The 20,398-nt window shown below is 65.6% G+C and carries 15 protein-coding genes; 10 read left to right on the top strand and 5 right to left on the bottom strand.

The window, feature by feature from the left end:
- The first annotated feature begins 58 nt into the window (after positions 1-58).
- From KM031_RS07330 to KM031_RS07315, 4 genes are read left to right on the top strand one after another with little or no spacing between them, the layout of a single operon-like run.
- Positions 59-955 carry an ROK family protein gene (locus KM031_RS07330; RefSeq protein WP_215503858.1) on the top strand — a complete coding sequence of 299 codons (897 nt, stop codon included), beginning with the start codon at positions 59-61 and terminating at the stop codon, positions 953-955.
- Positions 949-1,656, top strand: a complete 708-nt coding sequence (locus tag KM031_RS07325) for a copper homeostasis protein CutC (protein ID WP_215503857.1) — start codon at positions 949-951, stop codon at positions 1,654-1,656. Before KM031_RS07330 ends, KM031_RS07325 begins: the two co-directional genes overlap by 7 nt.
- Before the next feature lie 50 nt (positions 1,657-1,706).
- A complete protein-coding gene (locus KM031_RS07320) occupies positions 1,707-2,480 on the top strand; it encodes a hypothetical protein (RefSeq protein ID WP_215503856.1) in 774 nt (257 codons plus the stop codon).
- Positions 2,481-2,489: 9 nt separating this feature from the next.
- On the top strand, positions 2,490-3,332 hold the full coding sequence (locus KM031_RS07315; RefSeq protein WP_246566808.1) for a TolB family protein: 843 nt from the start codon (positions 2,490-2,492) through the stop codon (positions 3,330-3,332).
- 6 nt (positions 3,333-3,338) lie between these two features.
- On the opposite strand, the gene KM031_RS07310 is transcribed toward KM031_RS07315, so the two are convergent.
- Positions 3,339-3,716: a hypothetical protein gene (locus tag KM031_RS07310; RefSeq protein WP_215503855.1), complete on the bottom strand. Its 378-nt coding sequence runs from the start codon at positions 3,714-3,716 to the stop codon at positions 3,339-3,341.
- Between the two features lie 313 nt (positions 3,717-4,029).
- Here KM031_RS07310 and clpB point away from each other — a divergent pair, with 313 nt between their 5' ends.
- Complete coding sequence (gene clpB, locus KM031_RS07305; RefSeq protein WP_215503854.1) at positions 4,030-6,645, top strand: ATP-dependent chaperone ClpB; 2,616 nt, start codon at positions 4,030-4,032, stop codon at positions 6,643-6,645.
- Between the two features lie 31 nt (positions 6,646-6,676).
- On the opposite strand, the gene KM031_RS07300 is transcribed toward clpB, so the two are convergent.
- Positions 6,677-7,678 carry a LacI family DNA-binding transcriptional regulator gene (locus tag KM031_RS07300; RefSeq protein ID WP_215503853.1) on the bottom strand — a complete coding sequence of 334 codons (1,002 nt, stop codon included), beginning with the start codon at positions 7,676-7,678 and terminating at the stop codon, positions 6,677-6,679.
- A gap of 139 nt (positions 7,679-7,817) precedes the next feature.
- Here KM031_RS07300 and KM031_RS07295 point away from each other — a divergent pair, with 139 nt between their 5' ends.
- The 5 genes from KM031_RS07295 to KM031_RS07275 are packed head-to-tail and all read left to right on the top strand — an operon-like array spanning position 7,818 to position 13,501.
- A complete protein-coding gene (locus KM031_RS07295) occupies positions 7,818-8,876 on the top strand; it encodes a sugar phosphate isomerase/epimerase family protein (protein WP_215503852.1) in 1,059 nt (352 codons plus the stop codon).
- Complete coding sequence (locus KM031_RS07290; RefSeq protein ID WP_246566807.1) at positions 8,873-10,015, top strand: Gfo/Idh/MocA family protein; 1,143 nt, start codon at positions 8,873-8,875, stop codon at positions 10,013-10,015. The genes KM031_RS07295 and KM031_RS07290 overlap by 4 nt, the downstream gene beginning before the upstream one ends.
- A complete protein-coding gene (locus KM031_RS07285) occupies positions 10,012-11,508 on the top strand; it encodes a sugar ABC transporter ATP-binding protein (protein WP_215503851.1) in 1,497 nt (498 codons plus the stop codon). Before KM031_RS07290 ends, KM031_RS07285 begins: the two co-directional genes overlap by 4 nt.
- Positions 11,501-12,502 (top strand): ABC transporter permease, encoded by a 1,002-nt coding sequence (locus KM031_RS07280; RefSeq protein WP_246566806.1) that lies wholly within the window; start codon positions 11,501-11,503, stop codon positions 12,500-12,502. The genes KM031_RS07285 and KM031_RS07280 overlap by 8 nt, the downstream gene beginning before the upstream one ends.
- A 39-nt stretch (positions 12,503-12,541) precedes the next feature.
- Positions 12,542-13,501, top strand: coding sequence for an ABC transporter substrate-binding protein (locus KM031_RS07275; protein ID WP_215503850.1), 960 nt, complete (start codon positions 12,542-12,544; stop codon positions 13,499-13,501).
- Positions 13,502-13,573: 72 nt separating this feature from the next.
- Here the strand turns inward: KM031_RS07275 and KM031_RS07270 are convergent, their stop codons facing one another.
- Genes KM031_RS07270 through KM031_RS07260 form a run of 3 tightly spaced genes read right to left on the bottom strand, consistent with a single transcriptional unit; the run spans position 13,574 to position 20,240 of the window.
- A complete protein-coding gene (locus tag KM031_RS07270) occupies positions 13,574-14,446 on the bottom strand; it encodes a transglutaminase family protein (RefSeq protein ID WP_215503849.1) in 873 nt (290 codons plus the stop codon).
- Positions 14,447-14,456: 10 nt separating this feature from the next.
- On the bottom strand, positions 14,457-16,820 hold the full coding sequence (locus KM031_RS07265) for a circularly permuted type 2 ATP-grasp protein (RefSeq protein ID WP_215503848.1): 2,364 nt from the start codon (positions 16,818-16,820) through the stop codon (positions 14,457-14,459).
- Positions 16,821-16,823: 3 nt separating this feature from the next.
- Positions 16,824-20,240, bottom strand: coding sequence for a transglutaminase family protein (locus tag KM031_RS07260; protein ID WP_215503847.1), 3,417 nt, complete (start codon positions 20,238-20,240; stop codon positions 16,824-16,826).
- Positions 20,241-20,398 lie beyond the last annotated feature (158 nt).

Here is a 20,398-nt window from a genome sequence, read left to right as displayed (position 1 = left end):
AGGGGGCTACACAGCCGCGGCTTTTCGCTGTTAAAGCAGGGCAAAGGCAGGGGGCAGCATGCTGGCGGTATTTGACATTGGGGGCACGCGGATCCGGGCGGCGGTCTCGGACAGTGCGGGCATGGTGGCCGGGCTGGGCGAGGCGGCGACCCCGCTGCACGATTTCGCGGCCTTCACCGCGACGCTGGCCCGGTTTGTGCCACAGGGCGCGCGGGGCGTGGCCATCTCGATTGCGGGCTGCGTCGACCCTGATACCGGGCATATCCGCATCGCCAATATCCCCTGCCTGGATGGGCGCAGCCTTGCGGCTGACCTGTCGGTGGGGCTGGGCCTGCCGGTCTGGATCGGCAATGACGCGGATTGTTTTGCGCTGGCCGAGGCTGGTAGCGGCGCGGGTCAGGGTCATCGCAACGTGTTCGGCATCATTCTGGGTACCGGCGTTGGTGGCGGGCTGGTGATCGACGGGCGTATCGTGACCGGCGCGGGCGGGTTTGCGGGCGAATGGGGGCATGGCCCGGTGGCCGACAGCCGGCCGCTGGGGCGGGATGTGCCGCGGTTCCGTTGCGGCTGTGGTCTGGTCGGCTGTCTGGATGCCGTGGGATCGGCACGGGGCATGGAGAAACTGCACCTGCATCTGTCGGGGCAGCAGGCCAGCTCGATCGCCATTGTCGCGGCATGGCAGGACGGCGACTCCAAGGCGGCGGAAACTGTGGCCGTCTGGACCGAGATCATGGCCGGGCCGCTGGCGATGGTGCTGAATGTCGTGGGGGCCAGTATCGTGCCGGTGGGTGGTGGGCTGTCCAATGCACAGCCTCTGATTGCCGGGCTGGATGCGGCGGTGCGGGCGCGGGTGCTGCGCCGCTGCACGGATCCGGTGGTGGTTCCGGCGCGACACCGGATCGAGCCGGGGCTGATCGGGGCTTCGCTTGCGGGCTGGGGGGCGCTGCCATGCTGATCGAAGTCTGCGTCGACAGTGCCGCAGGCCTTGCCGCCGCCGTGGCGGGTGGCGCGGGGCGGATCGAGCTGTGCGCGGCGCTGGAGGTGGGCGGGCTGACCCCCTCTGCCGGGCTGATGCAACTGGCGGCGGGCTGTGGCGTGCCGGTCTTTGCGATGATCCGCCCGCGCGCCGGGGATTTTGTGTATTCGGCAGCGGAACTGGCGCTGATGCAGGCCGATATTGCGCAGGCGCGTCAGGCCGGGCTGGCGGGGGTGGTGCTGGGGGCCTCGGCCACTGATGGCAGGCTGGATGGCCCCGCCTTGCACCGTCTGGTCACCGCGGCTGAGGGCATGGGCCTGACCCTGCACCGCGCGGTGGATCTGGTGCCCGATCTGGCCGAAGCGGTGGAACTGGCGGTGGAATTGGGCTTTGCGCGTATCCTCAGCTCGGGGCAGGCGGTGCGCGCCGAAGACGGGCTGGCAGTGCTGGCGCGGCTGGTGGAGCTGGCGGTGGGGCGTCTTTCCATCATGCCCGGCGCGGGGATCAGTGCCGCCAATGCCGCGCGCTTCGTGGCGCTGGGGGTGACAGAGCTGCACGCCTCCTGCTCCGCGCCGGTGCCTGTGCAGGGGGCGGTCGCGCGTCTGGGCTTTGCCGGGCCGGGGCTGCGCCAGACCCAGGTTGCGGCGGTGCAGGCGCTCTGCGCCGCAGTCACGCATTGACTTTGCATCGCCATGCGGAAACGATTCCGCAACAGGTGAAAGAGGCCAGAATGCAGATTACCGTCACGATTGACCGTCCCGAAGATGGTCCCCGCTCTGGCCCGATCAGCGTTGGCTGGTTCCGCACCACCGACAAGAACGCGGTGCTGTATGATCCGCCGGAACGGGTCAGCTTTCGCCAGACCAACAAGACCCATGCCAAATCGGCAAGCCGCTGCCCCAGTGTGATCCAGCTGGAAAGCCGTTATTTCATGGTCAAATGCCCCTTTGACATCCACATCGGCTTTGGCCGCGATGACAAGGGCAAGGCGGTGCTGATCAATCGCGCCGGGGCCGCCTCGCCCATTCGCGCCAACAAGCTGGGCGAGGCGCTGACTTTGGTGAACGAGGCGGAATGGCGCTATCCTGACCGCCCGACCATTCAGCTGTCGCTGCCCTATTGCTTCATCGCGGATGAGCTGGTGTTCGTGACGCAGCTTTCGGCCTTCATGCACTACCGCCGCGATCCCTTGCCCGGCACCATCTTTGGCGGGCGCTTCCCGGTCAATGTCTGGCCCCGCCCGCTGATGTGGGCGTTTGAATGGCACGAGCCGGAAAAGGACATCATCCTGAAACGCGGCGAGCCGCTGTTCTATTGCCAGTTCGAGGGCGATGGGCCGGAACGTCCGGTGCAGATGGTCGAGGCCGAGCGCACGCCGGAATTGCAGACCTATATGGATCAGATCGGCGGCGTGGTGAACTACGTCAACCAGACCTTCGGGTTGTTCAAGGCCGCCGAGGCGCTGCGCCCGCAGCGCCTGCTGACCCCGAAAACCCGCGAGTGACACCGGGCGATGGCGGTGGAAAACTGGCGCTCGTCGCTGGAGATTTACGATCTTCGGCGCGGTGATCTGCGGGTGGTGTTGCAAACGGACCGGCTGATCGAGGCCCCGAACTGGCATCCCGATGGCTGGCTGATGGTCAATGGCGACGGGCGGCTGTGGCGGGTGCCGCTGGCGGCACCGGAGCTTGTGCCGATCGACACCGGCTTCTGTGACCGTTGCAACAATGACCACGGCTTCTTGCCGGATGGCCGCATCGTGCTGACGCATCATACCGGGGCGGGGGCGGCGATCTATGCGCTCGGGCCGGACGGGCCGGAGCCTCTGGTCCGCGACCGCCCAAGCTGGTGGCACGGGGCCACGGGCACGCAGATCACCTATGCGGCGGCGCGGGGCGGCAGGGGCGTGCGCATTTGCCGGATGGATCTGACCACCGGGGTGGAACAGATCCTGACGGCCGATCTTTGCGACCGGGACGGTGCCGAGGTGCATCATGACGGGCCGGATTATTCGGCCTGTGGTCAGCACATCTGGTTCAATTGCGATCTGGGCGGCCATGCGCAGATCTGGCGGATGCGGCAGGATGGCTCTGGCGCGGCGCAGGTCTTTGCCGATGCGCAGGTGAACTGGTTCCCGCACCCGTCCCCCTGTGGCGCGCATGTGCTGTATCTGGCCTATCCGCCCGGCACCACCGGCCATCCGCGCGATCTGTCGGTGGCGCTGTGGCTGATGGATGTGCAGGGCGGGCAGCGGCGCAAGGTGGTTGACCTGTTCGGCGGGCAGGGCAGCATCAATGTGCCCTGCTGGGCCCCCGATGGCCATGCCTTCGCCTTCATGCGCTATGCCCGGGCCTGAGGCAGATCAGGCCGTGTCGCGCGGCGCGGCGCGGATCACCTGATCCAGTTCACCCCAGACGGACACATGGATTTCGGCGGCAGCCTCGCCCGCCAGATGTTCCGGTGTCAGCCCGACGATGCGCACGCGCAGCGGCTGTTCGCGCATCATGTGCGGGGCCACAAGCCCGGCCGCCGCCGGGCCAAGATGTCCCAGATACAGGCGGCTGTTGCGCGGGATCACCCCCAGAAACGGACGGCGGATCACGGCGAACACACCGATGCGCCCTTCTTCCAGCATGCGCAGTTCGGCGGGGTCGTTCAGGCACAGCCCGGTGCGCGCCACGTTGACGGCCAGACCCATGACCTGTGCCTTGTGGATCAGCGGTTGAATGACATGCTGCATGTCTGCCCAATTCTCTCTTCTGTCGGAGGGATGATGGGACAGCATTGGAGAGTTTGACGCCCGCCACAAGCCATGCCGCAGCGCAGCGCCGGGGCTGCGCTGGAAGCCGCCGGTAACAGCCACGCGGATCGGCGGAGAAAGGATCAGGCGCGGGCCAAGGCGGAAAGCCGCCGCGCCAAAAATCATCCCTGTGACAATCTGGCGGCCTTGCAGCGGCGCGAAAGCCACACCACATTCTGATCAAGGCCCAAGCCACGGGGATGTGCCATGATGGGCATCCCGAAGGCGGGCGCTTCTGAGAGGAGAAGACCCGATGAATTTGGAGAAATTCACGGAGCGGTCGCGCGGGTTCCTGCAAGCGGCGCAAACCATTGCGATGCGCGAAGGCCACCAGCGTGTGCTGCCCGACCATTTGTTGAAAGCCCTGATGGATGACGATCAGGGGCTGGCCTCGAACCTGATCCGCAAGGCGGGGGGCGAACCGGCCCGGGTGATCGAGGCGATTGATCTGGCGATTGGCAAACTGCCCAAAGTCTCTGGCGCCGACGGACAAACCTATATCGACCCCTCGCTGGTGCGGGTGCTGGACGAAGCCGAGACCGTGGCCAAGAAGGCGGGCGACAGCTTTGTGCCGGTGGAACGCCTGCTGACCGCGCTCGCCTTGGTGAACACCCGCGCCAAGGATGCGCTGGTGGCCGGGGCGGTGACCGCACAGGCGCTGAACACCGCCATCAACGAGGTGCGCAAGGGCCGCACCGCCGATAGCGCCAGCGCCGAAGAGGGCTTTGACGCGCTGAAGAAATATGCGCGCGATCTGACCGAGGCCGCTGCCGAGGGCAAGATTGACCCGATCATTGGCCGCGATGAAGAAATCCGCCGCGCCATGCAGGTTCTGTCGCGCCGCACCAAGAACAACCCGGTGCTGATCGGGGAACCCGGCGTCGGTAAAACGGCGATTGCGGAAGGTCTTGCCCTGCGCATCGTCGATGGCGATGTGCCGGAATCGCTGCGCAACAAGAAGCTGATGGCGCTGGATATGGGCGCGTTGATTGCGGGGGCCAAATATCGCGGCGAATTCGAGGAGCGGCTGAAAGCCATCCTGAAAGAGATCGAGGCGGCCTCGGGCGAGATCATCCTGTTCATCGACGAGATGCACACGCTGGTCGGTGCCGGCAAATCCGATGGCGCGATGGACGCGGCCAACCTGATCAAACCGGCCTTGGCGCGCGGCGAGTTGCACTGCATCGGCGCGACCACGCTGGATGAATACCGCAAATATGTGGAAAAGGACGCAGCCCTTGCCCGCCGCTTCCAGCCCGTGATGGTGTCGGAACCGACGGTGGAAGACACGATCTCCATTCTGCGCGGCATCAAGGAAAAATACGAACTGCACCACGGCGTGCGGATCAGCGACTCGGCGCTTGTGGCCGCAGCCACGCTGTCGCATCGCTACATCACCGACCGCTTCCTGCCCGACAAGGCGATCGACCTGATGGACGAGGCCGCCAGCCGCTTGCGCATGGAGGTGGACAGCAAACCCGAAGAGCTGGATCAGCTTGACCGCCAGATCCTGCAATTGCAGATCGAAGCCGAGGCGCTGAAGAAGGAAGATGACGTTGCCAGCAAGGACCGGCTTGAAAAGCTGGAAAAAGAGCTGGCCGATCTGCTGGACCGGTCGTCGGAAATGACCGCGCAATGGCAGGCGGAGCGCGACCGGCTGGAAGCCTCGCGCGATGTGAAGGAGCAGCTGGACCGGGCCCGCGCCGAGCTGGATCAGGCCAAGCGCGAGGGCAATCTGGGCCGCGCCGGTGAGCTGAGCTATGGCATCATACCGGGGCTGGAAAAGCAGCTTGCCGATGCCGAAGCCCGCGAAGGCGACCAATTGGTGAGCGAGGCCGTGCGGCCCGAACAGATCGCCGAAGTGGTGGAACGCTGGACCGGCATCCCCACCAGCAAGATGCTGGAGGGCGAGCGCGAAAAGCTGCTGCGCATGGAAGAAGAGCTTGGCAAACGCGTGATCGGCCAGCGCCCGGCGCTGGTGGCCGTGGCCAATGCCGTGCGCCGCGCCCGGGCGGGTCTGAACGACGAGGGGCGGCCTCTGGGCAGTTTCCTGTTCCTTGGCCCGACGGGCGTGGGCAAGACCGAACTGACCAAGGCCGTGGCGGAATATCTGTTTGATGATGACAATGCGATGGTGCGCATCGACATGTCGGAATTCATGGAAAAACATTCCGTCAGCCGCCTGATCGGCGCGCCGCCCGGCTATGTCGGGTATGACGAGGGCGGGGTGCTGACCGAAGCGGTCCGGCGTCGTCCCTATCAGGTCGTGCTGTTCGACGAGGTGGAAAAGGCCCACCCGGATGTGTTCAACGTGCTGTTGCAGGTGCTGGATGACGGCGTGCTGACCGATGGTCAGGGCCGCACCGTGGACTTCAAGCAGACGCTGATCATCCTGACCTCCAACCTTGGCGCGCGCGCGCTGAGCGAGCTGCCCGAAGGCGCAGACGGGGCGGGGGCGCGGCGGCAGGTCGAAGAGGCGGTGCGGGCGCATTTCCGCCCCGAATTCCTCAACCGGCTGGACGAGCAGATCATCTTTGACCGGCTGAACCGCAGCGATATGGGCGCGATTGTCGAGATCCAGCTGAAACGGCTGGAGAAACGTCTGGCGGCCCGCAAGATCACGCTGGTTCTGGATGACGAGGCGAAAGCCTGGCTTGCAGATGAAGGCTATGATCCGGTGTTCGGCGCGCGTCCGCTGAAACGGGTGATCCAGCGCCATCTGCAGGATCCGCTGGCCGAGATGATCCTGAGCGGCGATGTGATGGACGGGGCCATGGTCACCATCAGCGCCGGGGCCGAAGGCCTGATCATTGGAGATCGCATCAGCGCCTCGCGTCGGGCGAAACCGACCGAAGCCGTGGTGCATTGACAGGCGGGAAAGGGGGCTTCGGCCCCCTTTTTCACAGCAGTAGCGCGGCGGTGCTGGCCCGCAGCACCAACTCCACCGGCAGGATCGTGTCGTCCGGCTCCACCTGGCCATTCAGCTGCGCCAGCAGCCGCTCTGCCGCAAGGCGCCCAATCGCGGCGCGCGGCTGGCGGATCGTGGTCAGCGGCGGTGAGATATGGGCGATCAACTCGATATCATCAAAGCCGATCACCGAAACATCCTGCGGCACATGCAGGCCGTGGCGCTGCACTTCGCCGATAAACCCGCAGGCCATTTCATCCGAGGCCAGAAACACCGCTGTCGGCCGCTGCTCGACAGGCTGCGCTAGCCATTGCGCCGCCGCGCGCTGGCCCGAATCCAGACTGAAATCCCCCGGATAGACCGCATCCGGTGCCAGCGTCAGGCCCCGTGCGGCCAGCGCCTCGGCGGTGCCGGACTGGCGCGCATCCGACAGCACATTGCCCTGTGGCCCCGTCACATGGCCAATGCGCCGATGCCCCAGATCGGCCAGATGGTTGACCGCCATGGCCGCTGCCGCGCGGTTGTCGATCTTGACACGCGGCGCAGACAGGCCCGGCACCCATTCGCAGGCCAGCACCACCGGCACCCGACCGGCCAGCGCCGCCGCAGGCAGCGTGCCATCCAGCACGATCAGCCCGTCGGCGCGGCTGGGTTCGGCATAGTCCAGCAGCATGTCGGCCCCGGCGCTGCGGGTATCGGCGACCAGCAGATTGTAGCCTGCCGGCCCAAGCACCGAGGCGATGCCGGACAGGATCTGCGAAAAGAACGGGTTGGCAAGGTTCGGCACCAGCGCGACGATACCGCCGGTCCGCCGGTGGCGCAGATTGCGCGCGGCTTGATTGAGGCGATAGCCGCTGGCCCGGATCGCCTCTTGCACTGTGGCGCGGGTGTCCTCGCTCACCAGTCCGGGGTTGCTGATCACACGGCTGACCGTCGCGGTGGATACCCCCGCGAGCCGCGCCACATCGCTGATTTTCGGCCTGTCCTGCTTCATGTCCTCTCTTACGCTGCCTCCTGTGGCCACTCAATTGCCAAAACAGGGTAAGAATCATCTTGAAACCGATTACATTCTGGTTTTATCGTTGCTGCAACCGATTTCAGTGTAAGCTGTCGGTGGCTTTGGGAGGAGCTTCATGCGAACGATCAAGGGCCCCGGCCTTTTCCTTGCGCAATTCGCAGGTGAGGCTGCGCCGTTCAACACATGGGCAGAGATCACGCGCTGGGCTGCGGATTGCGGCTATCAGGGTGTGCAGGTGCCCACGCTGGATGCGCGGCTGATTGATCTGGACGCGGCGGCGGCCTCGAAGGGCTATTGCGAAGACTGGGCCGGGCAGGCCTTGGCGAATGGCGTGGCTATCACCGAATTGTCGACCCATCTTCAAGGGCAACTGGTGGCGGTGCATCCCGCCTATGATGCGATGTTCGATGGTTTCGCCCCCGAGGCGCTGCGTGGCAAACCCGCAGAGCGGCAGCTTTGGGCGGTGGATCAGGTGAAGAAATCCCTCACCGTGTCCAGCCATCTGGGCCTGACGGCGATGGCGAGCTTTTCCGGCGCACTGGCCTGGCCCTTTGTGTATCCTTGGCCGCAGCGCCCCGCCGGTCTGATCGAAGAGGCATTTGACGAACTGGCGCGCCGCTGGCGCCCGATCCTCGATCATGCCGAAGCCTGTGGCGTGGACATCTGCTATGAGATCCACCCGGGCGAAGACCTGCATGATGGCGACAGCTACGAGATGTTTCTGGACCGCGTTGGCAACCATGCCCGGGCCTGCATGCTCTATGACCCGTCGCATTATGTGCTTCAGGCGCTGGATTACCTCGACAATCTCGATATTTACGCCAGCCGCATCCGCATGTTCCACGCCAAGGATGCCGAATTCAATCCGACCGGGCGCAAGGGCGTTTACGGCGGTTATCAAAGCTGGCTGAACCGGGCCGGGCGCTTCCGCAGCCTTGGCGACGGGCAGGTGGATTTTGCTGCGGTGTTTTCCAAACTGGCGGCGATGGATTTCGCCGGCTGGGCCGTGGTCGAGTGGGAATGTTGCCTGAAACATCCCGAAGATGGCGCACGCGAGGGGGCTGCTTTTGTGAAAGACCATATCATCCGGGTGACAGACCGCGCCTTTGACGATTTTGCCGCCTCTGGGGCGGACCGCGCCGCGAATCGCCGCCTGCTGGGGCTGGAGGCATGAGCGCGCCGCTGCGCCTTGGCATGGTGGGCGGCGGGCAGGGCGCCTTCATCGGCGGCGTGCATCGCATTGCGGCGCGTCTCGATGGCGCGTTTGCGCTGGTGGCGGGGGCGCTGTCGTCCACCCCCGAAAAATCCCGCGCTTCGGGGGCAGAGCTGGGGCTGGACCCGGCGCGTTGCTATGCGGATTTCCGCGCCATGGCGCAGCGCGAGGCCCGGCGGAAAGACGGGGTCGAGGCGGTGGCGATTGTCACGCCCAACCATATGCACGCAGGCCCCGCCATCGAATTTCTGAAGCGTGGCATTCATGTGATCTGCGACAAGCCGCTGACGGCCACCATGGCCGAGGCGAAAAAGCTGGCCAGGGTGGCCGCCGAAAGCAAGGCGCTGTTCATCCTGACCCATAATTACACCGGCTACCCGATGGTGCGGCAGGCCCGTGCGATGGTGGCGCGGGGCGATCTGGGCCGTATCCGGCTGGTGCAGGTGGAATATGTGCAGGACTGGCTGACCGAAGCGGTGGAGGCCACCGGCTCGAAACAGGCGGAATGGCGCACCGACCCGGCGCGTTCGGGGGCGGGCGGGGCTTTGGGGGATATCGGCACCCATGCCTATAACCTCGCGGCCTTTGTGGCGGGCATGGAACCGCAGGCGCTGGCCGCCGATCTGGCCAGTTTCGTGCCGGGGCGGCAGTTGGATGACAATGCCCATGTGATGCTGCGCTATGCGGATGGGGCCAAAGGCACGCTCTGGGCCAGTCAGGTGGCGCCGGGCAATGAAAACGGGCTGCGGCTGCGCATCTATGGCGACAAGGGCGGGCTGGACTGGGGGCAGGAGGATCCGAACCGGCTGTGGTTCACCCCGTTTGGCCAGCCGCGCCAGTTGCTGACCCGCAACGGTGCGGGCGCGTTGCCGGAAAACAACCGCGTCAGCCGGGTGCCCGCAGGCCACCCTGAAGGTTATCTGGAGGCTTTCGCCACCATTTACAGCGAGGCGGCACAGGCCATCCGCGCGCATCAGGCCGGGCAGGCGCTGCCTGCCGGGGTGCATTTTCCCACGCTGGCCGATGGTCTGGCTGGGATGCGCTTTGTCGAGGCCTGCGTGCAATCCGCGCGCCGCAATGCCGCCTGGGTGACGCTATGACCCCGGTTCTGGCGCTGTCCGACATTCGGAAAAGCTTTGGTCCGATCGAGATTCTGCATGGCATCGACTTCGCGCTGTACCCGGGCGAGGTTCATGCCCTGATCGGCGAGAATGGTGCGGGCAAATCCACCATCATGAAGATCCTCGGCGGTTTTCTGGCCCCCACCTCGGGTGCGGTGCTGCTGGAGGGGCGCGCCGCCCCGTTCCGGTCAGGGGCGGAGGCCGAGGCGGCGGGCGTGGTGGTGATCCATCAGGAATTCAATCTGGCCGCCGATCTGACCGTGTCGGAAAACATCTGGCTGGGCCGCGAATTGGGTGGGCTGTTTCTGGATCACAAAGCGATGCGGCAAGGCACGCAAGAGCTTCTGGATACGCTGGAAAGCCGGATCAGCCCGGATGCGCGGATCCGGGATCTGCCGGTTTCCGACCGGCAGATGGTGGAACTGGCCAAGGCCCTGTCGCGCAATGCGCGGGTGCTGATCATGGATGAACCTTCGGCGGTGCTGACGCATCGCGAGGTGCAGATCCTGTTCCGCCAGATCGAGCGGTTGCGCGCGGCGGGCGTGGCCCTGCTTTATACCTCGCACCGGCTGGATGAGGTCAGCCATCTGGCCGACCGGATCACGGTGCTGCGCGATGGCGCGGTGGTGCGGCAGGCGCTGCGCGGCGAGCTGTCCGAGGATGGCATGGCCACGGCGATGGTCGGGCGCGATCTGTCCGACATCTTTCCGGTCCGCCGCCACCAGTTCGGCGACATCGCGCTGGAAGTGCAGGGGTTCAGCGTAGGCACGGTGGTGCAGGATGTCAGCTTTGCCCTGCGCAAGGGCGAGGTGCTGGGCATTTCCGGCCTTGTCGGTTCAGGGCGCACCGAACTTGCCGAAGGGCTGGTGGGGCTGCGCGCGCATCAGGGCACGCTGCGGCGCAACGGGCAGGTGCTGCATATCGGCTCGGTCTCCGAGGCGGCGCGGCATGGGCTGGCCTATCTGACCGAAGACCGCAAGGAACGCGGCCTGCTGCTCGACAAGACGCTGCGCGAAAACCTTACCCTGTCGACGCTGCCGCGCTTTGGCAGCCCCCTCATTTCCCGCGCGGCGGAAGAGGCGGCGCTGGATACCGCGATCCGCGCCTTTGACATCCGCGCGCCCAAGCGCGATCTGGCAGTGGGCAACCTGTCGGGCGGCAATCAGCAAAAGCTGCTGCTGGCCAAGACCATGTTGCCCGACCCAGAGGTGGTGATCATCGACGAGCCGACCCGCGGCATCGACATCGGCACCAAAAGCCAGATCTACGCCTTTATCGACCGGCTTGCCCGCGAAGGGCGCAGCGTCATCGTGATCTCGTCCGACATGCCCGAAGTGCTGGGCCTGTCGGACCGGGTGCTGGTCATGCGGCAGGGCCGCGTCGCAGGCATCCTTGACGGTGCCGCCATTTCCGAAACCGCCATTGTCCGCCTTGTGATGGGCACCAGTGAAGAGGCCCCGGCTCATGTCTGACACCGCAATGCCCACTGCGCAGACGCGCAAACTTTCGCTTTCCACCCTTGGGCCCTTGGCCGCGCTGATCGTGCTGGTGGTGCTGGGGGCCTTTCTGAACGACAATTTCCTGTCCTCGGGCAATATCACCAATGTGCTGGCGCGGTCGGCCTTCATCGGCATGATCGCGGTGGGCATGACCTTCGTCATCACCTCGGGCGGGCTGGATCTGTCGGTCGGGTCGATGGCGGCCTTCATCGCGGGCATGATGATCATGGCGATGAACGCGCTGATCCCGCTGATGGGCATCGGCGTGCCGCTGATCCTGGCGGGCATGGTGGTGGCGCTGGTCTGCGGCCTGCTGGCCGGGCTGGGCAATGGCCTGCTGATCACCCGCGCGCGGATCGAGCCGTTCATCGTGACGCTGGGCACCATGGGGATCTTCCGCTCGCTCGTGACCTGGCTGGCCGATGGCGGAACGCTCAGCCTCAACTTCGAGGCGCGCGAGCTGTATCGCCCGGTCTATTACAGCGGCTTGTTCGGCATCGCCTGGCCGATCCTTGTGTTTGCGCTGGTGGCGGTGCTGGGCGAGTTGGCCATGCGGCACACCCGTTTTGGCCGCTATTGCGAGGCGATCGGCTCGAACGACAAGGTGGCGCGCTATTCGGCGGTCAAGGTCGAACGGATGCAGCTTTACACCTATGTGGCGCTCGGGCTGCTGGTTGGCCTTGCCACCATCATGTATGTGCCCCGCCTCGGCTCGGCCTCGGGGTCCACCGGCACCCTGTGGGAGCTGGAGGCGATTGCCGCCGTGATCATCGGCGGCACCGCGCTGAAGGGTGGCTATGGCCGGGTCTGGGGGACGGTGGTCGGCGTGATCATCCTCAGCCTCATCGACAATATCCTCAATCTAGCCGACCTGGTGTCGCCCTATCTGAATGGCGCCATCCAAGGGGTCATCATCGTCCTCGCCGTTGTGTTGCAGCGCGAGAAATCATCCGCCGACGGGCGGTAAAAGTCCCGCCGTCCGGCGGTTTTCAGGGAGGAACTACAGATGAAACGCAGGCATTTCTTTGGCGCAACCGCAGCCCTTGCCATGGCCGCCAGCCTTGGCACCGCTGCCATGGCACAGGACAAGACCTATGTGATCGGCGTGTCGATCCCCTCGGCCACGCATGGTTTCATGGGCGGGCTGAACTGGCACGCGCAACAGACCATCGACCGTCTGGAAGCGGCCTATCCGCAGCTCGATTTCGTGCTGGCCACGGCGGGGGAGCCGGGCAAGCAGGTCGATGACATCGAGGATATGCTGGCCACCCGCAACATCGACGGGCTGGTGGTGCTGCCGTTCGAATCCGAACCGCTGACCAGCCCGGTCAAGGCGGTGAAGGATGCGGGCAAATGGGTCACGGTGGTGGACCGCGGGCTGGCCCAGGAAGGCATCGAAGATCTGTATGTCGCGGGCGACAACACCGCCTTTGGCCGCGTTGCCGGTGAATTCTTCAAGGGCAATCTGAAAAGCGGGGCCAAGATCGTCGTGCTGCGCGGCATCCCCACCACGCTCGACAATGAGCGGGTCGAGGCGTTCGAGGCGGCGCTGGAAGGCTCGGGCGTGGAAATCCTCGACAAGCAGCACGGCAACTGGAACCGCGACGACGCCTTTACCGTGATGCAGGATTACCTGTCGAAATACCCGCAGATTGATGCGGTCTGGGCGGCGGATGACGATATGGCTGTGGGTGTGCTGGAAGCCATCGCCCAGTCGGGCCGCGAAAAGGAAATGTGGGTCGTCGGCGGTGCGGGGATGAAGGAAATCATCAAACGCATCATGGACAAGGATCCGCAGCTGCCGGCCAACGTCACCTATCCGCCGGCGCTGATCTCTTCGGCCATCGAAATGACGGCGCTGCGCTTTGTGTCGGATACGCCGGTCTATGGGCGCTTCATCATCGGCTCCACGCTGATCACGCCTGAAAACGCCGAGCGGTTCTACTTCCCCGACAGCCCGTTCTAAGGGCAACTGCGCCGGGCGGCCCTGATCCCTACAGGGCAACCTGTGGCCCGCATCCCCCGGATGCGGGCCTTGTCATGTCAGCGGGATCACATCGACGCTTTGGGTGCTGTCCTGCCCGCCCGCCGTGCGGATCGCGCCCTTGACCGGGGCCACATCGCCATAGTCGCGACCATAGGCCACGCTGATGTAATCGGTTCCGGCAAACTGGCCATTGGTCGGATCATATTCGCACCAGCCCTGCGCCGCGCCGCACCAGGCCGTCACCCAGGCGTGCATCGCATCCACGCCTTCCAGCCGGGGCTGGCCTTCGGGCGGATAGGTGCGCAGAAAGCCCGACACATAGCCCGCAGGCACGCCCAGATGCCGCAGCCCGGCAATCATCACCTGCGCAAAATCCTGGCACACGCCATGCCGTTCGGCAAAAGCCTCGGCGGGTGGGGTGTTCACATCGGTGGCCTCGGCGTCATAGACCATCGCCTTGAACAGCGCCTGCCCCAGCACCTCGACCGTGGCGCGGGTTGTCTGGGCCTGCGCCACCGCGGCCACCGCAAAGCCGCTGATCGCGGCATCCGGCGCGATGCGCGGCGAGGGGCCAAGGAAATGCAGCGGCGAGGCCGGGCCGATATCCTGCACCTGCGCCAGTTCCTCGGCCAAGGCCGCGCGCGGCGGCGAGACATCCGGTGCCTCGGCGCTCTGCCGCTCGGCGCGGGCGCGCAGATGCAGGCTGATCGTGTCGATCGGGTCATGCCAGGCAATCGCCGTGGTGGCATTGCCGAAGAAATCCACGCCATCGCGCCGCTCGTCCGGGGCGGGGGTGATGGTCAGCAGGCGCGACAGGATGCGCTGGTTCGGCCCGTCAGAGGGCAGCAGGCGCAGGCTGTTGCGCACATGATCCGACGCGCTCTGATAGCTGTAGTCGATGGTCAGGCGGATGTCATACAGCATCGGTCCCCCCTTACCGCAGATAGGTGGCGGTCAGCAGATCGAACACCTCGCCCAGCCGCAGCCGCAGCGCCGCGATCTGATCGGTGCCCAGATCCGACGGCCCGGCCACGCGCAATTCGGTGTCCAGCGTCAGCAGCGCCCGTTCCAGTGGGGTCAGCCGCCCACCCCGGCCCGCCTGGGGCAGCTTGTCCAGATGGTCGCGCATCGCGGCGATCTGATACAGCACCGCGCGCGGATTGTTTTCATCCAGCACCAGCAGATCCAGCACGGTGTCGCGGCTGGGACCAAAGCGATAGCGCCGCTGATGCGTCATCACGCTGTCGCCCACCTCGATGGCAATATCCAGCGCACCGGGGGCGGCATCGGCATCGGCAAAGGTTGCCAGCATCAGCAGCAGCCCATCGGCGCGTTCCTGGGCGCGGCCAAGGCTCAGGAAGCGCCAGCCTGCGAAATGATACATGTTTTCATGCACAAGCCCGGAAAATCCGCTGATCTTGCGCAGCAGGATGCTCATGGCATGGGCGGCATCCGCGCCCGCCGCCACCTTGTCAGACAGTTTCTGCGCCGACTTTGCCATATCGGCCAGCGCGCCCCAGCCATCCGGTGAAAAGCGGTCGCGCACCTTGGCCGCCGACCCTTGCGCGGCCCAGATCAGCCCCATCAGCGCATCGGGCACGGCGCGGTCTTCCAGCGGCATGCCCAGCCCGGCCAGAAAGCCCGCAAGTTCGATCAGGCGCGGATCCTGCGCATCGTCGGTTTCGGCCAGCCGCAGGTGATAGGCGCGCAGCAGCCGGATCGCGCCTTCGGTCCGCTCTACATAACGCCCCAGCCAATAGAGGTTGTCGGCGGCGCGCGATGGCAGAATGCCGGGCGGCGCGCGTTCAAAACTGCCCTGCATCACCAGCGAATCCTGCGGCACCGGCTTGGCGGCCACCACCCAGACATCGGCAACCGAGCCGCCCGCCTGCATGGCAAGGGCCGTCACATCAGGGCTGAGGCCGATCCGGGCATAGCCGCCGGGCATGAAGGTCCAGCCGCTTTCGGTGCGGGCCGCGAACACCCGCACCGTCATCGGGCGCGGCACCAGATGCCCTTCGTGCCAGACCGGGGTGGTAGAGAGTGTGACCGCCTCTTGCCCGACCAAGGCCGCATGATCCGGGGCCGCAGGGGTGGTATGCCCCATCGCGGTCTCCGCGCCCATGGCAAAGGGCAGATCATAGTCCAGCGCCCGGCCAATCATCATGCGGGCGGCATTCGCCTCGACATAGGCGCGTTCTGCCTGCTGCCCGCACCACCAGGTTGCGATATTGGGCATCTTCAGCGGCTCGCCCAACAAGACCTGCGCGATTTTCGGCAGGAAGGCCATCATGGCGCGGGCTTCCAGCACGCCGGTGCCAAGCGCGTTGATCAGGGTCAGCGAACCGCCGCGCAAGGCTTCGATCAGGCCGGGCGTGCCGATCTGCGACCCTTCGTTCAGCTCCAGCGGATCGGCAAATTCGCTGTCGATCCGCCGCCACAGCAGGCCCAGCGGCTCCAGCCCGCGCACGGTGCGCACCATCGCCTCGCCATCGCGCAAGATCAGGTCTTCGCCCTCCAGCAGGGTCAGCCCCAGATAACGCGCGATATAGGTATGTTCGTAATAGGTGTCGTTGTTAGGGCCGGGCGTCAGCATCGCCATGCGCCGTCCGCTTTCGCCCGACAGGCCCACCATTGCCTCGCGGAAGGCGCGGAAGAACCCGGCCAGCCGCCGCACATTGGCGCGGGGGAACGGGTCGGAAAAGATGCGCGTCGTCGCCATGCGGTTTTCCAGCGCGAAGCCGGAGCCGGAGGGCGCCTGCGTCCGGTCGCCCAGCACGAACCACGATCCATCGGGCGAGCGCCCGATCTCGAAGGCGATATGGTGCAGAAAATGGCCCGAGCGTGGCTGCACCCCGACCAGCGGGCGCAGCCATTGCGGATTGCGCGCCACAAGGCTGGCGGGCAGATGCCCGTCGCGCACCAGTGTGGCCGGGCCATAAAGATCGGCCATCACCCGTTCCAGCAGATCGGCCCGTTGCGCAAGGCCGCCACAGATGCCATCCCATTCCGCTTCGGCCATCAGCACCGGCACATGGCTCAGCGGCCAGTCGCGTTCCTGCGTCGGGCCACGGGAATATTGGCGGAAATAGACGCCCGCATCGCGCAGATACTGATTGCCCCGGGCAAAGCGCGCCGCCACCTCATCGGGTGACAGCGCTGCAAGCTGGGTGATGAACGGCACCCAGACCGGGCGCATCCGCCCGTCGCGGTCGAACAGTTCGTCGGCCACGCCCGGTTGTGGCGCATATCGCGCCAGCAGGGCAGGCAGAGAGGCACTGGCCGCCGCGACGCTCATCGGTCACAGCCCCGGAGCCCGACGCAGATCCAGCGTCATCGGGAATTCGGGATGCGGCACTTCGGTGGCCGGGGTATAGGCCCCGGCGGTATGGCCATGCGCCTCGAACCGCGACAGACGGCGGGCCTCGGCCTCGTTGCCATTGATCGGGAAGGTGTCGTAGTTGCGCCCGCCGGGATGGGCGACATGATAGACACAGCCGCCGATGGCCCGCCCGGTCCAGTCATCATAGATGTCGAAGGTCAGCGGCGCATTGACCGGCAAGACCGGGTGCAGCGCATTGGCGGGCTGCCAGGCCTTGAACCGCACCGCCCCCACCGATGCGCCGGAGGTGCCGCTGCGTGCCATGGGCACCGGCCGCTGGTTGCACATCACCCGATAGCGATCCTGCGCCAGACTCGTCATCTTCACCTGCAAACGCTCGACCGAACTGTCGGTATACCGCACGGTGCCGCCAATGGCGCCGGTTTCCCCCAGAACATGCCACGGCTCCAGCGCCTGACGCAATTCCAGATGCACGCCCTGCACGTCGATCTGGCCACAGAACGGAAAGCGGAATTCGGCCTGGGCCTCATACCACACCGGGTCGAGCTTGAAGCCGTGCTGCCCCAGATCATCCAGCAGCGACAGGAAGTCCTGCCACAGGAAATGCGGCAGCATGAAGCGGTCATGCAGCACCGTGCCCCAGCGCACCGGCTTGCCCTGCACCGGGGCCTGCCAGCAGCGCGCGATGATGGCGCGGATCAGCAGTTGCTGGGCAAGGTTCATGCGCGGATGCGGCGGCATCTCGAAGCCACGGAACTCCACCAGACCCAGTCGCCCGGTCGGGCCATCGGGCGAAAACAGCTTGTCGATGCAGATCTCGGCCCGGTGGGTGTTGCCGGTGACATCGGTGAGCATGTTGCGCAGCAGCCGGTCCAAGAGCCAAGGCGGCGGCAGCGGCCCGCCGCGCTGCGGATCGCCGATCTGCGCCAAAGCGATTTCCAGCTCATACAGCGTGTCATGCCGGGCCTCGTCGATGCGCGGTGCCTGGCTGGTCGGGCCGATGAACAGGCCCGAGAACAGATAGCTGAGCGAGGGGTGGCGCTGCCAGATCAGGATCAGCGATTTGAGCAGATCGGGGCGGCGCAGGAAGGGGCTGTCTTCCATCGTCGCGCCACCGACCACCACATGATTGCCGCCGCCGGTGCCGGTATGGCGGCCGTCGATCATGAATTTATCCGCGCCAAGACGGCACAGCCGCGCCTCTTCATAGATGGCCTCGGTGGTGGCGACGCAATCCTCCCAGCTATGGGCCGGATGGATGTTCACCTCGATTACACCCGGATCGGGGGCGACGCGGATCACGTTCAGGCGCGGGTCATGCGGCGGGGCATAGCCTTCGATATGGATCGGCAGACCCAGTTCGGCGGCGGTATCCTCGGCGGTGGCCAGCAGATCGAGGTAATCTTCCAGCGCCTCGACCGGCGGCATGAACAGGCAGAGCCTGCCGTCGCGCGGCTCCATCGCGATTGCCGTGCGCACATGGCCGCCCGCCGGATCGACACCGCCCTGCGGATTGATCTTCTGGCGCGGCGTTTCTGCCTCGGGCACGGTCACTTTCTGGGTATGGCCGGGCGATACGCCCGGTGTCATCGCAGCGCGTTCGGCCTCTTCCTGCGCAAAGCGGTCGATCTCGGCCTGCGTGGCGCGGCGTCGGGCCAGTTCGGCAGGCGTGTGGTAATCGGGCAGCGGCGGCAGCGCCACCGAGGGGTCGGTGGTATAGGTATAGGGATATTGCGAGGGCGGCACATGCGGCAGCGCGGCCAGTGGCAGCCGGAAGCCGACCGGGCTGTCGCCCGGCACAAGGTAGATATGGCCGCGCCGGGGTGCCCAGAGTTCAGAAAGCCAGCGCGGGGCCTCGGCCTTGGTTTGCCAGCGCTGGATCGGCAGCACATAGCCCGCAGGCTGATCCAGCCCCCGGCTGAACACCCGCGCCAGACGCGCGCGTTCTTCAGCATCCTTCAGCTTGCTGTTTTCCGGGCTGACATTGGCGGGCAGTTGTGCCTCGCGCAGGATCCATTCTGCCGGATCTTCAAAGGCGGGGCGGGCCATCTCGGCAGGGATGCCCAGCCGGGTGGCAAAGGTTTCCATGAACCGCCCGGCATCCTCGGCGGTGACCTTGTAATCCTGCGCTTCCTGCGCCACCAGTTCGGGGTTCTTCCACACCGGCAGCCCGTCGCGCCGCCAGTAAAGCGAGAACGTCCAGCGCGGCAGCGTCTCGCCCGGATACCATTTGCCCTGCCCGTAATGCAGGAAGCCGCCGGGGGCAAAACGGGTGCGGATGCGCCGGATCAGCTGATCCGCCAGATCGCGCTTCATCGGGCCAACCGCCCCGGTGTTCCATTCCTCGGCCTCGAAATCGTCGATCGACACGAAGGTCGGCTCGCCGCCCATGGTCAGCCGCACATCGCCTTCGGCCAGCGCCGCATCCACCTTGCGGCCCACGGCGTTCAGATTGTCCCAGGCCTCGTCGCTGAAGGGCTTGGTGATGCGCGGGTGTTCCGACACGCGCCTCACCTTCATGTCAAAGCCGAACTCCACCTCGGCAAAGCTGGCCAGGCCCGAAATCGGTGCGGCATTGCGGTAATGGGGGGTTGCGGCCAGCGGGATATGGCTTTCGCCGGTCAGCAGGCCCGAGGTCGGATCCAGCCCGATCCAGCCCGCGCCGGGCAGATAGGCTTCGACCCAGGCGTGCAGATCGGTAAAATCAACCTCGGTGCCCGAGGGACCGTCAAGTGCCTTCACATCGGGTTTCAGTTGGATCAGATAGCCCGAGACGAACCGCGCCGCGATGCCTAGATGGCGCAGCGCCTGCACCAGCAGCCAGCTTGAATCGCGGCAGGATGCAAAGCCCTTGTCCAGCGTTTCTTCGGGGGTCTGCACCCCCGGTTCCATGCGGATGGTATAATTGATGTCGCCCGCGATGCGCGCATTCAGCCCGACAAGGAAATCAATGCTGCGCATCGGTGTGCGCGGAATGGTGGCGAGAAATGCCGCCAGCATCGGCCCTGCCGGTTCCGGCGTGCGGTAGATCACCAGATCTTCGGCAAGATCGGCGGGATATTCGAACGGGAAGGTTTCGGCGCTGTCTTCCACGAAAAAGTCGAACGGGTTGTAGACCGACATGTCGGCCACCAGATCGACCTCGATCTTGAATTCGGTCACGGGTTCGGGAAAGACGAAGCGCGCCAGCCAGTTGCCATAGGGATCCTGCTGGTGGTTCACGAAATGCCCGCCCGGCGAGACCTTGAGGCTGTGCGAAATCACCTTGGTCCGCGATTGCGGCGCGGGGCGCAGGCGGATGATCTGCGGGCCCAGCACCACCGGCCTGTCATAGCGGTAATGCGTCAGGTGGTGGATGCTTGCATAAATCGCCATGGTGTCCCCGAAGTTGTAGGTTGCCTGTTATCGGCAGACCGTAGCCGCCCGCGTCACGCAAGGGAAAACCTCTGTGCGAGACGCAGGAATTGGCAGATTATGCGGGGAAATCTGCCTGCGGGCTGTGCGGATGGCGGCTGTATGCCTAAAAATCAGGC

This window comes from Gemmobacter fulvus, assembly GCF_018798885.1.
In the GTDB taxonomy this organism is placed as follows: Bacteria; Pseudomonadota; Alphaproteobacteria; order Rhodobacterales; family Rhodobacteraceae; genus Gemmobacter; species Gemmobacter fulvus.
The sequence above is the reverse complement of the archived record's forward strand: the minus strand, read 5'-3'. Positions and strand labels throughout refer to the sequence as shown.